The 12,925-nt window shown below is 41.3% G+C and carries 14 protein-coding genes; 12 read left to right on the forward strand and 2 right to left on the reverse strand.

The genetic code is table 11. The annotated features are described in order from the left end of the window. Nucleotides 1-3: 3 nt before the first annotated feature. Both cmoB and cmoA read right to left on the reverse strand, forming a co-directional pair. Nucleotides 4-975 carry a tRNA 5-methoxyuridine(34)/uridine 5-oxyacetic acid(34) synthase CmoB gene (gene cmoB / locus VCA1004_RS04850; protein WP_086984513.1) on the reverse strand — a complete coding sequence of 324 codons (972 nt, stop codon included), beginning with the start codon at nucleotides 973-975 and terminating at the stop codon, nucleotides 4-6. Between the two features lie 112 nt (nucleotides 976-1,087). Further along, the gene (cmoA, locus tag VCA1004_RS04855) at nucleotides 1,088-1,816 is read right to left on the reverse strand and encodes a carboxy-S-adenosyl-L-methionine synthase CmoA (RefSeq protein ID WP_086984512.1); all 729 of its coding nucleotides are present in this window, start codon (nucleotides 1,814-1,816) and stop codon (nucleotides 1,088-1,090) included. Nucleotides 1,817-2,267: 451 nt separating this feature from the next. Here cmoA and aspS point away from each other — a divergent pair, with 451 nt between their 5' ends. The 12 genes from aspS to tolA all read left to right on the forward strand — a co-directional run bounded on the left by aspS (nucleotide 2,268) and on the right by tolA (nucleotide 12,907). Then, entirely contained in the window at nucleotides 2,268-4,040 is a 1,773-nt protein-coding gene (aspS, locus tag VCA1004_RS04860; RefSeq protein WP_086984511.1) for an aspartate--tRNA ligase, read from the forward strand. Between the two features lie 107 nt (nucleotides 4,041-4,147). Continuing rightward, nucleotides 4,148-4,669 (forward strand): crossover junction endodeoxyribonuclease RuvC, encoded by a 522-nt coding sequence (gene ruvC, locus VCA1004_RS04865; protein ID WP_086984510.1) that lies wholly within the window; start codon nucleotides 4,148-4,150, stop codon nucleotides 4,667-4,669. 129 nt (nucleotides 4,670-4,798) lie between these two features. Then, nucleotides 4,799-5,416 carry a Holliday junction branch migration protein RuvA gene (ruvA, locus tag VCA1004_RS04870; protein WP_086984509.1) on the forward strand — a complete coding sequence of 206 codons (618 nt, stop codon included), beginning with the start codon at nucleotides 4,799-4,801 and terminating at the stop codon, nucleotides 5,414-5,416. 15 nt (nucleotides 5,417-5,431) lie between these two features. Further along, on the forward strand, nucleotides 5,432-6,445 hold the full coding sequence (gene ruvB / locus VCA1004_RS04875; RefSeq protein WP_086984508.1) for a Holliday junction branch migration DNA helicase RuvB: 1,014 nt from the start codon (nucleotides 5,432-5,434) through the stop codon (nucleotides 6,443-6,445). Nucleotides 6,446-6,841: 396 nt separating this feature from the next. Further along, nucleotides 6,842-8,428 carry a cytochrome ubiquinol oxidase subunit I gene (cydA, locus tag VCA1004_RS04880; RefSeq protein WP_086984507.1) on the forward strand — a complete coding sequence of 529 codons (1,587 nt, stop codon included), beginning with the start codon at nucleotides 6,842-6,844 and terminating at the stop codon, nucleotides 8,426-8,428. Nucleotides 8,429-8,442: 14 nt separating this feature from the next. Next, nucleotides 8,443-9,579 carry a cytochrome d ubiquinol oxidase subunit II gene (gene cydB / locus VCA1004_RS04885; RefSeq protein ID WP_086984506.1) on the forward strand — a complete coding sequence of 379 codons (1,137 nt, stop codon included), beginning with the start codon at nucleotides 8,443-8,445 and terminating at the stop codon, nucleotides 9,577-9,579. Nucleotides 9,580-9,591: 12 nt separating this feature from the next. Beyond that, nucleotides 9,592-9,699, forward strand: a complete 108-nt coding sequence (cydX, locus tag VCA1004_RS04890) for a cytochrome bd-I oxidase subunit CydX (RefSeq protein ID WP_027697179.1) — start codon at nucleotides 9,592-9,594, stop codon at nucleotides 9,697-9,699. Next, nucleotides 9,683-10,000, forward strand: a complete 318-nt coding sequence (locus VCA1004_RS04895; protein WP_232012624.1) for a cyd operon YbgE family protein — start codon at nucleotides 9,683-9,685, stop codon at nucleotides 9,998-10,000. Before cydX ends, VCA1004_RS04895 begins: the two co-directional genes overlap by 17 nt. 356 nt (nucleotides 10,001-10,356) lie before the next feature. Further along, on the forward strand, nucleotides 10,357-10,776 hold the full coding sequence (gene ybgC / locus VCA1004_RS04900; protein ID WP_086984504.1) for a tol-pal system-associated acyl-CoA thioesterase: 420 nt from the start codon (nucleotides 10,357-10,359) through the stop codon (nucleotides 10,774-10,776). Then, complete coding sequence (tolQ, locus tag VCA1004_RS04905; protein WP_086984503.1) at nucleotides 10,766-11,452, forward strand: protein TolQ; 687 nt, start codon at nucleotides 10,766-10,768, stop codon at nucleotides 11,450-11,452. Before ybgC ends, tolQ begins: the two co-directional genes overlap by 11 nt. 2 nt (nucleotides 11,453-11,454) lie before the next feature. Next, nucleotides 11,455-11,904, forward strand: a complete 450-nt coding sequence (tolR, locus tag VCA1004_RS04910; protein ID WP_086984502.1) for a protein TolR — start codon at nucleotides 11,455-11,457, stop codon at nucleotides 11,902-11,904. Between the two features lie 7 nt (nucleotides 11,905-11,911). Continuing rightward, entirely contained in the window at nucleotides 11,912-12,907 is a 996-nt protein-coding gene (tolA, locus tag VCA1004_RS04915; protein WP_086984675.1) for a cell envelope integrity protein TolA, read from the forward strand. Nucleotides 12,908-12,925: the final 18 nt, after the last annotated feature.

Raw genomic sequence — 12,925 nt, forward strand, 5'->3', positions numbered from 1 at the left:
TGGTTACGGATTCGTGGCCACCAAGATAGCGCGACGCGGAGCTGGATAACCTTCAACGGTTTTCGATGGATCGTTAGGATCTAAATAGTCGGGTAGAGAGTTGTGTGTCATCCAAGTAGTGCTACGTTGTTCATCGGTTGAAGTGATATTTTCATCAACGATACGTACATTAATAAAGCCACACTTTTCTAACCAGACTTTGAGTGCTTTAGCTGATGGGAAAAAGTAGACGTTTCGCATTTGAGCATAGCGATCTACTGGAACTAATACCGCGTTTTCATCGCCTTCAATCACCAGAGTTTCTAGGACTAATTCCCCCCCAGCCACCAATTGATTTTTTAATTGATATAAATGATCTAAAGGTGAACGGCGATGATAAAGCACGCCCATGCTAAATACGGTATCAAAAGCTTTTAATTCAGGAAGTTGTTCAATACCTAATGGTAATAAATGCGCGCGTTGGTCATCGCCCATCAATTTACGAATAGCTTCAAATTGAATTAAGAATAAGTGCGAAGGATCAATCCCAACACATAAACGAGCGCCAGCGCCTAGCATGCGCCACATGTGGTAACCATTACCACAACCGACATCGAGGACTGAACGATGTTTGAGATCGGAGATATGAGGTAGGACACGGTCCCATTTCCAATCTGAACGCCATTCGGTTTCAATATCTAAGCCGTGCACATGGTACGGCCCTTTACGCCACGGATGAAAGGTGCGCAATAAACTTTCTAATTTTTTTTGCTCACCGAGTGCAAGAGGGTCATTATTGGTAATGCTAACTTGAGTGTGAATATCGATGTTATCTGGCTGCGCTGCTGATATTTTATTTAATGCTTTAACCCAACGTTCAAAGTCACCATGCTCTGCGTTTTGCCAATCCGTTAATTGTTGAGGCAAGACATTGAGCCAAGGTTGTAAACGTTGGTCTTGGGCGATTAATTGATAAAAGTTAGCAAAGTTAAACATAACACTCTTTCTTAAGGTTTGAGTTGAATTAGGGTTTTGTAATATTCGGTTTTTCTATTAAGTGATGACACTAACAGGTCAGCGGTGGTGGTGCTTTAAGGTTAGGCTAACATTATTTTAGCGCGAACATAGAGCCGAAGTTGAAGCATTGGAACCAGACTTCATAACTGGTGAACCCTATTTTTTGGAATCGCTGTTTATGCGTTTCAATGGAATCTGGGCGCATAACATTTTCTATCGCACTGCGCTTTTGGCTGATTTCCAGCTCACTGTACCCATTGGCTCGTTTAAAATCATGATGTAAATCAATCAGAAGCTCATGAGCAGGTTGATTTTCAAAAATGTATTTCTCGGACAAAATTAAAATACCACCAGGTCGTAAACCTGCGTAAATTTTCTCTAATAATGCCAAACGATCCTCTGGTGATAAAAACTGTAAGGTGAAATTTAATACCACAACCGAGGCGTTATCGATGTCGATGTCACGAATGTCCGCTTCAATCACATTGACTGGAGTGTCTGAACGATAGGCATTAAGATGAAGTTTGCAACGTTCAATCATGGCGGGAGAATTATCTACTGCAATGATCTGGCAATTTTCTTGATGAATATGGCGACGCATTGACAAGGTAGCAGCGCCAAGTGAACAACCTAAATCATAAATATTGGAGTTTGGTTTTGCGAAGCGTTCAGCCAGCATACCGATAGCCGAAATGATATTACTATAGCCAGGCACCGAGCGTTGAATCATATCAGGAAAAACTTCGGCAACTCGTTCATCAAACGTAAAGTCACCCATTTTTTCAATTGGTGCTGAAAAAATCACATCGCGCTGGCTCATTCTTACTCACTATTTTCTATGTTTTGGACGTTTATTCATCACCACATATCTTAATGGGATCTCGATAAACGAAAATGGGATAATGGTAGCTGTTTATAGCGTCATTATAATGGTGTTTATTTTAAGGTAAGTTCCGTTTTATCGCTATGTTGTTTCGATTAAAATTCTTCATATTTCTCGCGACAAGTTCAATTGCGTGTATTTTGAGCAGTGATTGGAAGTAAGGAAAAAACGATGAGAGAGGGCGGAGGTTAAATAATGATCATCTGTTGTTAAATTTATCACCATCGTTGTTAAATTAAGGCCCCGACGATAGAAAAGCAGATAAATTCTGTGAGAGATGGTCGATTTTTATCTGGTTTCCAAGTATAAAGATAATAAATTATTTGTATGGTGTTCGAGCATCCTGCTCCACCGAGATTATTCATTAAAAGAGATTGGGAAATTCATTATGCGCACCCAGTATTGTGGTCACCTGAACAAGTCCCTCGTTGGACAAAGTGTTGAATTATGCGGTTGGGTAAACCGTCGTCGAGATCTAGGCGGGCTTATCTTCATTGATATGCGTGACCGTGAAGGCATTGTTCAAGTTGTCGTTGACCCAGATATGAAAGAAGTTTTTACCGAAGCAAACAAGCTACGTAATGAATTTTGTATCAAGTTTACTGGTGAAGTTCGCGCTCGCCCTGATAGCCAAATCAATAAAGACATGGCGACCGGTGAAGTAGAAGTATTTGCGACAGGTCTTGAAATCATTAACCGTTCTGACGCACTACCGCTAGATTACAACCAAACTAACTCAGAAGAACAGCGTTTAAAATACCGTTACATTGACTTACGTCGCCCAGAAATGAGTGATCGCATTAAATTGCGTGCCAAAGCATCAAGCTTCGTTCGTCGTTTCTTAGATGATAATGGTTTCTTAGACATTGAAACGCCAGTATTAACAAAAGCGACTCCAGAAGGCGCACGTGACTACTTAGTGCCAAGTCGTGTTCATAAAGGCTGTTTTTACGCGCTTCCTCAATCACCACAATTATTCAAACAATTGTTGATGATGTCTGGTTTTGACCGCTACTACCAAATCGTTAAATGTTTCCGTGATGAAGATTTACGTGCTGACCGCCAACCAGAATTTACACAAATCGATATCGAAACTTCTTTCATGACATCGGATGAAGTACGTGCGATCACTGAAAAAATGGTTCGTGAAATGTGGCAAGAACTTTTAAATGTCGACCTTGGCGACTTCCATGTTATGCCATTTTCTGAAGCGATGCGTCGTTTTGGTTCTGACAAACCCGACCTACGTAACCCACTTGAATTAGTGGATGTTGCGGACTTAGTGAAAGATGTCGAGTTTAAAGTCTTCTCTGGCCCTGCCAACGATGAAAAAGGTCGTGTTGCGGTTATTCGCGTTCCAGGTGGAGCGTCATTATCACGTAAGCAAATCGATGAATACGGCAACTTTGTCGGTATTTACGGCGCGAAAGGTCTGGCTTGGATGAAAGTGAACGATCTTGAAGCCGGCGTTGAAGGGATCCAATCTCCAGTGGCTAAATTCTTAAATGAAGACGTCATCAACGGTATTTTAGCGCGTACAGAAGCACAAACTGGCGACATCATTTTATTTGGTGCAGATAAAGCGAACATCGTTTCAGAAGCGATGGGCGCATTGCGTATTAAATTAGGTCTTGATCTTGAATTAACAGATTTGAACGCGTGGGCACCGCTATGGGTGATTGATTTCCCAATGTTTGAACAAGATGAAGAAGGCAACTTAAATGCCATGCACCACCCATTTACGTCTCCACTAGGCGTAACGGCAGAAGAATTGAAAGCTAACCCAGCGGCTGCTAATTCGAATGCTTACGATATGGTATTAAATGGTTACGAAGTAGGTGGCGGTTCTGTACGTATTCACAATAGCGAAATGCAATCAACGGTATTTGATATTCTTGGTATTGATGAGTCTGAGCAACGCTTGAAATTTGGCTTCTTACTTGACGCTTTAAAATACGGTACACCACCACACGCTGGTTTGGCGTTTGGTCTTGACCGTTTAGTGATGCTACTTTGTGGTACGGATAATATTCGTGACGTGATCGCATTCCCTAAAACAACGGCGGCAGCATGTCCATTAACCAATGCACCAAGCCAAGCGAATCCAGCCGCACTTAAAGAGCTTTCTATTGCGGTAACGGCGACGAAAGAAAACGCGTAATAGTTCATTAGTCAGCGATGAAAAACACCCACATTTGATCATGTGGGTGTTTTTGTTTGTACGCCTCGTTATACTTAAAAAATCATTAGCATATAAAAAGGGACCCAATGTCCATTATTCTTGGGATCGATCCAGGTTCACGTATTACTGGCTATGGTGTTATTCGTCAAGAAGGTCGCCATTTGCATTATTTAGGCAGTGGTTGTATCCGTACTTCAGAAGAAGGCCTTCCCGGTCGCTTAAAACAAATTTATGCTGGGGTTTCTGAAATTATTACGCAATTTCAACCGGATGTGTTTGCGATTGAACAAGTGTTTATGGCAAAAAATGCCGATTCAGCCTTAAAACTGGGCCAAGCTCGTGGTAGTGCGATTGTGGCGGCAGTGAATGCGGATTTACCTGTTTATGAATATGCGGCCAGGTTAATTAAACAAGCGGTTGTGGGCACTGGTGGCGCAGATAAAGCTCAAGTACAACACATGGTAAAAAGCATGTTAAAACTGCCTGCCAAACCCCAAGCCGATGCAGCGGATGCATTAGGCGTGGCTATTTGTCATGCCAATACCAACAAAACATTAATTGCATTGGCTGGAAAGGCTAGTGGGGCAAGACGTGGACGGTATCGCTAGTGCATTTATAGCAAAATATGATGAAAGTGATCTCTTTACTGGATGTTTATCCAGTAAGTTATTATGATATACCACAACATAGAATGAAAAAGGCATGGCGTAGGTCGTGTTTATCGAAAGGAACAAAAAGTGATTGGTCGTCTTCGCGGAATATTAATTGAAAAACAACCACCAGAAGTCTTAATCGAAGTTGCAGGAGTCGGCTATGAAGTGCAAATGCCGATGAGCTGCTTTTATGAATTACCCAATGTGAATGAAGAAGCCATCATCTATACTCATTTTGTTGTGCGTGAAGATGCGCAATTGCTCTATGGCTTTAATACGGTTAAAGAGCGCGCTTTATTTCGTGAAGTGATTAAAGCCAATGGTGTGGGTCCAAAATTAGGTTTGGCTATTTTATCTGGTATGACGGCATCACAATTTGTCTCTTGTGTTGAGCATGAAGATGTTAGCACATTAGTGAAATTGCCTGGAGTTGGTAAAAAAACCGCTGAGCGCCTAGTGGTTGAAATGAAAGACCGCTTGAAAGGTTGGGTCACCCACGATTTATTCACACCAGCAACCGATGCCGCTCCAATGGATTCAGCCGACTCGCGTACCACTCATAATGCGGAAGATGAAGCGGTCAGTGCGTTAATTGCTCTAGGTTATAAACCGGCGATGGCATCAAAAGTCGTTTCACAAGTTGCAAAAGCCGATATGAGCAGTGAAATGGTTATTCGTGAAGCGCTAAAATCGATGGTTTAACCTGAGGTCAAATAAATGATAGAAGCGGATCGCCTAATAGCGGTAGATAACCCGACTTTTCGTGATGAAGATGTGATTGATCGTGCGATTCGTCCTAAGAAACTGGCCGATTATCAAGGGCAAGATCATGTTCGTGATCAAATGGAAATTTTCATCAAAGCTGCGCAGTTACGAAATGAACCTCTTGATCACCTATTAGTGTTTGGCCCGCCAGGGTTAGGTAAAACCACCTTGGCAAATATTGTCGCCAACGAGATGGAAGTGAATATTCGTACTACCTCAGGCCCTGTCTTGGAAAAAGCCGGAGATTTAGCGGCTCTTCTAACTAACCTTGAAGAAAACGATATTCTATTTATTGATGAAATTCACCGTTTAAGCCCTGTGGTTGAAGAAATCTTATATCCTGCAATGGAAGATTATCAACTGGATATCATGATAGGTGAAGGGCCTGCGGCACGTTCAATTAAAATTGATCTTCCACCTTTCACCTTGATTGGGGCAACAACCCGAGCCGGTTCATTAACCTCACCATTGCGAGATCGTTTTGGGATAGTGCAACGTCTTGAGTACTACAAAGTTAAAGATTTACAGCATATTGTAAAACGAAGCGCCGATTGTTTAGGGTTGTCAATGGAGGAAGAGGGCGCATTAGAAGTGGCGAGACGTTCTCGAGGCACACCGCGTATTGCTAACCGTTTATTACGTCGAGTACGCGATTATGCAGAAGTGAAAGGAAATGGTCATATTTGCCCTGAAACTGCCGATAAAGCCTTAAACATGTTGGATGTTGATAATCAAGGTTTCGATTATATGGATAGAAAGCTGTTATTGGCGATCATGGAAAAATTTTCTGGTGGTCCTGTTGGTTTAGATAACTTAGCGGCTGCGATTGGTGAAGAGAAAGATACCATTGAAGATGTCATTGAACCTTATCTGATTCAGCAAGGGTATTTACAGCGGACACCAAGGGGTCGAATAGCCAGTGATCGTGCTTATTTGCATTTTGGGCTCGATAAACCGGATAGATAATAAACAAAAGGGTAACGAATTATTCGTTACCCTTTTTTAATACTTGCATGTCTAGTTAAGAGCTCTACAATCTCACAAATTACGTGCTACAGAGGTGAGCAGGTGAATATTATCGAAGGCTTAGCAGCATTTAGTTGATTAAGATGCGCGAACTAAATTATTGAAAATAATTAATTTGATACCACGATCAAAATAGTACAGAAATCTTTTGAAACATTTGTAGTTAATGCGTAATATTAGCGATAGCTATATTAGATAGTGCTTAACAAAATAATAACCATTTATACACAATTATGCAACAAGTGTTTTTTCTTGTGAGTTGTGTCATTTTTAACCATCCTAATCGTTGTATGACGCCTAGTGCAGGCTCGGATAGCGACATAAAAAGGAGTTACCATGATTGATGTTGTTGATCTATCGCGGTTGCAATTTGCAATGACGGCGATGTATCACTTCCTATTTGTTCCTTTGACTTTGGGTATGGCATTTTTACTTGCCATTATGGAGTCAGTTTATGTAATGACTGGGAAGCAAATCTACAAGGACATGACGAAGTTCTGGGGTAAGCTTTTCGGTATCAACTTTGCTCTAGGGGTCGCGACTGGCTTAACCATGGAGTTCCAGTTTGGTACTAACTGGTCTTACTATTCACATTATGTAGGTGATATTTTTGGTGCGCCACTGGCTGTTGAAGCGTTAATTGCGTTTTTCTTAGAGTCCACCATGGTTGGTCTATTCTTCTTCGGTTGGGATCGTCTATCTAAACGTCAACACCTTGTTGTGACTTGGTTAGTGGCGATTGGTTCTAACTTCTCTGCACTTTGGATCTTGATCGCAAACGGTTGGATGCAAAACCCAGTTGGAGCGGAATTTAACTACGAAACCATGCGTATGGAAATGGTGAGCTTCTCTGAAGTGATCTTCAATCCAGTCGCACAAGTTAAATTTGTTCATACCGTTTCTTCAGGTTATACCTGTGGTGCGATGTTCATTCTTGGTATCAGTGCATACTACCTACTAAAAGGTCGTGATGTTGCTTTTGCTCGTCGTTCATTTGCGATTGCCGCATCATTTGGTATGGCGGCAATTTTATCAACGCTAGTACTTGGTGATGACTCTGGTTATGAACTAGGTGACGTACAACAAGCCAAACTTGCTGCGATTGAAGCTGAATGGCATACCGAGCCAGCGCCAGCCGCCTTTACCGCATTTGCTTTCCCAAGCCAAGATGAAATGAAGAACAATTATGCAATTCAAATCCCGTATGCATTGGGTATTATTGCGACACGTTCTTTAGATAAAGAAGTGAAAGGTATTTCTGACCTTGAAGTGGAACATGAAGCTCGTATCCGTAACGGTATGGTTGCTTATAGCTTACTTGAGAAACTTCGTTCAGGTGACCGCTCTGAAGCAAATGTTGCTGCGTTTGATGAAGTGAAGCAAGACCTAGGTTACGGCTTACTTCTTAAACGTTACGTGGATGATGTCTCTACTGCCTCAGAAGCACAAATTCAAAAAGCAGTGAAAGACTCTATTCCACAAGTTTGGCCTCTATTCTGGTCATTCCGTATCATGGTGGCTGCGGGTGTGATTATGCTAGCGGTATTTGCGTTTGCATTTATTCAGACTTGTCGTCAACGTATCGAAAAACATCCATTGCTACTCAAAGCTGCACTATTTAGCATTCCATTACCTTGGATTGCGATTGAAGCAGGTTGGTTTGTTGCAGAATATGGTCGTCAACCATGGGCTGTTGGTGAAATTCTACCAACAAGCGTTGCAGCATCTGCATTATCACGCGGTGAAATTCTAACGTCTATTTTTGCTATTATTGCATTCTATACATGTTTGCTGGTGGCAGAAGTGTATTTGATGGTGAAATTCGCACGCAAAGGTCCTAGTAGCTTAAAAACTGGACGTTACCACTTCGAGCAAAACGATACCTCTTTAGAAGGTAAAGTTTCTCGCGAAGTTGAAGCATAAGCAGGGGATAATTCATGTTTGAGTACGAAACATTACGATTTATTTGGTGGCTTCTAATCGGCGTATTATTCGTTGGTTTTGCTATCGCCGATGGGTTTGATATGGGCGTTGGTGCTTTAGTGCCAATTATTGGTAAAACCGATAACCAACGTCGTGTCATGATTAACTCAATTGCACCGCACTGGGATGGTAACCAAGTATGGTTAATCACAGCGGGTGGTGCTTTGTTTGCCGCATGGCCAATGGTTTATGCCACATCATTCTCAGGTTTTTACTTAGCGATGATCGTGACATTAGCTGCATTATGGCTTCGCCCTGTTGCACTGGATTACCGTTCAAAAATAGAAACAACAAAATGGCGTAATAACTGGGATATCTGTATCTCGATTAGTGGCTTTGTTCCTCCGCTTATTTTTGGTGTAGCATTTGGTAATCTATTGCAAGGCGTACCATTTGAATTGAATGAACTGATGATGTCTCAATATCACGGTAACTTCTTTGGTCTACTAAACCCGTTTGCCCTTCTATGTGGTTTAGTGAGTGTTTCTATGTTTGTACTTCAAGGTTCAACATGGTTACAAATGAAAACCTCAGGTGAAGTATACGACCGTGCACGTAACGTCTCAGTGTTAACTGGTTTGTTAGTTGCAGTGTTATTTGTCGCCGCAGGATTCTGGGTGCAAAACATTGATGGTTATGTAGTGAAAAGTGTGATCGATACAAATGGTCCATCTAACCCACTGCTTAAAGAAGTTGCTCGTGAGCCAGGTGCTTGGATGAACAATTTTGCTGCCTACCCATTAATGTGGATCGCTCCAGTGTTAGGTGTTGTGATGGCATTAGTAGCCGTAATCGCAGCAAAAACTGAGAAAAACGTGTTAGCTTTCCTTGCATCAAGTCTAACTTGTGCAGGTGTTATCTTAACATCGGGTTTTGCGATGTTCCCATTTGTGATGCCATCAAGCATCGATCCAAATGCGAGCTTTACGCTATGGGATTCTACGTCTAGCTTATTAACACTAGAAATCATGACAGGCGTTGCCTTTGTGATGGTTCCTGTTATTTTGGGCTACACGGCGTGGAGTTACTACAAAATGTTTGGTCGTCTTGATGACAAGTTCATCGAAGAAAACAAAAACTCACTTTACTAAGGAGCAGATAATATGTGGTATTTTGCTTGGATTCTAGGCGTATTATTGGCCTGTGCATTCGGTATTATCAATGCTCTTTGGTTAGAGCACTCAGAAATGATGGATGAGGATCGTGAATAACATTAGTCAAAAAATGACTGATATTCATTCACCAATGGATAGGGCTCTGATCAGAGCCCTGTTTTTTATCATCACGGTGTTTCATATCAGTATGTTTATGTGGGAGCCTCGCGCTTACGCACAACAAGTTGGTGGTTTTAGTTTACTGATAACCCTATTGTTTATTTGGGCCTTATGTAGCTCACTGATTTATTCCGTTGGTTTTAAGCCCATCTTATGGGTATGGCAAATTTTGTTTAGTCCTTATATTTCTGGGCCAATCTTAATTTACTTTACTAGCTTGTATTTGCTACACAGTTGATAGCTCGTACCTGTTATGTGGTAGCAACTGTCACTAATAATAAAACCACCATCATAGTTTAAAGTGATGGTGGTTTTTTTATGGATGAAACTTATTATCAAGCTGTTGTGTCTATATTTTTAATAAAAACAGATCATTAACAAAAACGGCTTGTTAATAAAAGCGAGTTGCTCAAAAAACAGAGAGAGCATAAAACTGGGTAGGCGATAAAACCAGATAGATGATAAAAGCAGCAGTAATAAATGGTTAAACAAAAAAAATCGCTAGGGATATTATTCAATAGCTTAAGTTGTTGTATAGTGGAAGCAGTAACTAAATGAAACCTGCATTCAGGTTAACCGCGGATAGGTTGTAAAGTGACAGAACAAACAAAAACAACATTTAAATGGCCAGTGACCATTTACTATGAAGATACCGATGCCGGTGGTGTGGTTTATCATGCTAATTATTTAAAATTTTTTGAACGAGCGCGCACTGAATTGCTTCGTTCACAAGGCATTATACAAAATACGTTATTAGAACAAGAAGTTGGCTTTGTTGTTCGCCATATGGATATTGATTATATCCAAGGTGCGACGTTGGATGAACAACTCGAAGTGGTCACCTCAATTGTGAATTTAAAAAGAGCTTCTATTTCATTTTGTCAGGAATTAGTCAATCTTGAAGGAAGAATCTTGTGTAAAGCAACGGTTAAGGTAGCCTGTGTCAACATTAAACAGATGAAGCCTCAAGCCATCCCAAGCAACATTTTATCGGAGTTTGCCCGTGTCTGCTGATATTTCAATTTTTGACCTTTTTTTACAAGCAAGTTTATTAGTTAAACTTGTGATGCTTATTTTATTGGGAATGTCAGTGCTTTCATGGGCTGTCATTCTAAAAAGAAGTAAAATTCTAAATAAAGCATCAAAAAATGCTGCACTGTTTGAAGAAAAATTCTGGTCGGGTGTCGATCTTGCTCAGCTTTATCATGAAGTCAAAGCGCGTAAGAATAGCATCATCGGTTCAGAGCAAATTTTCTATGCTGGATTTACCGAGTTTGCACGCTTACGTCGAACCAACGGTGCATCAGCTGAATACATCATGGATGGAGCGGGGCGCTCAATGCGGGTGACGCTTTCGAAAGAAGTGGATGAACTTGAAAATCAATTGCCCTTTTTAGCAACAGTAGGGTCGATCAGTCCGTACATTGGATTATTTGGTACTGTGTGGGGGATCATGACGGCGTTCATTGCACTTGGTCAAGTTAAACAAGCGACACTGGCAATGGTCGCACCTGGCATCGCGGAAGCATTGGTAGCAACTGCTATGGGCCTATTTGCTGCGATTCCTGCGGTGATGGCTTATAACCGTTTAAGTAATCAAGTGTCTAAACTTGAACATAATTACGCGACATTCGCTGAAGAGTTTCACAGTATTTTGCATCGTCAAGTGATGGCGGAGCACAAGGATTAATTATGAGCGGCTACGTTCGAAAAAAACGCCAACTCAAAGCTGAAATTAACGTGGTTCCTTATATCGACGTTATGTTAGTGCTGCTGATCATTTTTATGGTGACCTCACCTTTTGTGACTCAAGGCGTTGAAGTGGAATTACCAAAAACCGAAACGGCTAAACCGGCTTCTGATATCGCTGGAGACTCCGATGCAAGCTTTATCATCGTAGAAATAGATAAGCAAGGCAACTTGGGGGTCAGTGTTAATGATGAGGATATGGAGCGCGGTTTAACCATGAATGAAATGATCACTCGTGTCAAAGCTGAGCGTACCTTATCTCCTAAATCGCCAGTTGCCGTAGGTGGAGACCAACAAACGTCTTATGCTGATATCGTGCTTGTGCTTGATCAACTAAGTAAAGCAGGCATAGACAAAGTGGGTTTATTAACGGATATAAAAGAGAATCGCTAATTTGTTAATGCTTAATAAAGAATACAAATCAGCTATATTGATCTCAGTGGTACTGCACATTGTGTTGTTTGTACTTCTATTAGGTGGGTCATGGTTTTCTCATGAAGATAAAAAGCCGAAACATCAGATGGTAGAAGCGGTTGTTATCGATCCTAAAGCAATCGAAAAACAAGCAAAAAGTATTCGAGAACAACGCGATGCAGCTAAAAAAGCTGAACAACAACGGGTTGAAAAATTACGACAACAAGCTGAATTGTTAGAAAAAAATCGTAAAAAAGAAGAGCAGCGTTTACGTCAATTGCAAGAGCAAAAAGTTTTGCAAGAAAAACAAGCTCGTGAAGCTGAAAAGCAGAAACAACTGGCTGAAAAACAAAGAAAAGAACAACAAGAAAGAGCGCGTATTGAAAAAGAACGGGCCGCTAAAGCGGAAGCTGAACGAAAAGCAAAAGAGGCGGCAATAGCTAAAGCGGCAGCCGAAAAGAAAGCGGCTGAACAAGCAAAAGCCGCCGCAGAAGCAAAAGCGGCTGCAGAAGCTAAAGCTAAAGCCGAGGCAAAAGCCAAAGCTGATGCAGCCAAGCGTGCTAAAGAAAAAGCGCAAAAAGAAGCGGCTGAAAAGGCACGTTTAGCTCGAGAAAAAGAAGCACAAGAAGCGGCATTAAATGATATTTTTTCTGGTCTAGAAGCGGAAACTCAACAAATTTCATCGGCTAGACAAAAATATGTGGCTTCAGAAATTGATCGATATGCCGCCATTTATACGCAAATGATTCAAGATAATCTAAGAACTGATGACTCCTTTGCGGGTAAGTCTTGTAAGATCAATATTCGTTTAGTGCAAACAGGCAGTGATGCGATTGTAAGTAAAGTGACACCGATTGATGGAGAGGCAGCAGTGTGTTCTGCGGCCAGACGTGCAGTAGCACAAGTGGGTAATTTCCCGATGCCTAAAGAAAAAGATGTAGCGGATCAGTTGAAAAATATCAACTTACTGGTTCATCTATAAAGTACCAATAAGGAAGAT

The organism is Vibrio aphrogenes (assembly GCF_002157735.2).
Lineage (GTDB): Bacteria > Pseudomonadota > Gammaproteobacteria > Enterobacterales > Vibrionaceae > Vibrio > Vibrio aphrogenes.

Bases quoted from the DNA above. Each gene is read 5' to 3' on its own strand.
- ruvC (WP_086984510.1), top strand. From the start codon at position 4,148: ATGTCCATTATTCTTGGGATCGATCCAGGTTCACGTATTACTGGCTAT.
- tolR (WP_086984502.1), top strand. From the start codon at position 11,455: ATGAGCGGCTACGTTCGAAAAAAACGCCAACTCAAAGCTGAAATTAAC.
- cydX (WP_027697179.1), top strand. From the start codon at position 9,592: ATGTGGTATTTTGCTTGGATTCTAGGCGTATTATTGGCCTGTGCATTC.
- ruvB (WP_086984508.1), top strand. From the start codon at position 5,432: ATGATAGAAGCGGATCGCCTAATAGCGGTAGATAACCCGACTTTTCGT.
- cmoB (WP_086984513.1), bottom strand. From the start codon at position 975: ATGTTTAACTTTGCTAACTTTTATCAATTAATCGCCCAAGACCAACGT.
- aspS (WP_086984511.1), top strand. From the start codon at position 2,268: ATGCGCACCCAGTATTGTGGTCACCTGAACAAGTCCCTCGTTGGACAA.
- tolA (WP_086984675.1), top strand. From the start codon at position 11,912: ATGCTTAATAAAGAATACAAATCAGCTATATTGATCTCAGTGGTACTG.
- cydA (WP_086984507.1), top strand. From the start codon at position 6,842: ATGATTGATGTTGTTGATCTATCGCGGTTGCAATTTGCAATGACGGCG.
- VCA1004_RS04895 (WP_232012624.1), top strand. From the start codon at position 9,683: ATGAGGATCGTGAATAACATTAGTCAAAAAATGACTGATATTCATTCA.
- cydB (WP_086984506.1), top strand. From the start codon at position 8,443: ATGTTTGAGTACGAAACATTACGATTTATTTGGTGGCTTCTAATCGGC.
- cmoA (WP_086984512.1), bottom strand. From the start codon at position 1,816: ATGAGCCAGCGCGATGTGATTTTTTCAGCACCAATTGAAAAAATGGGT.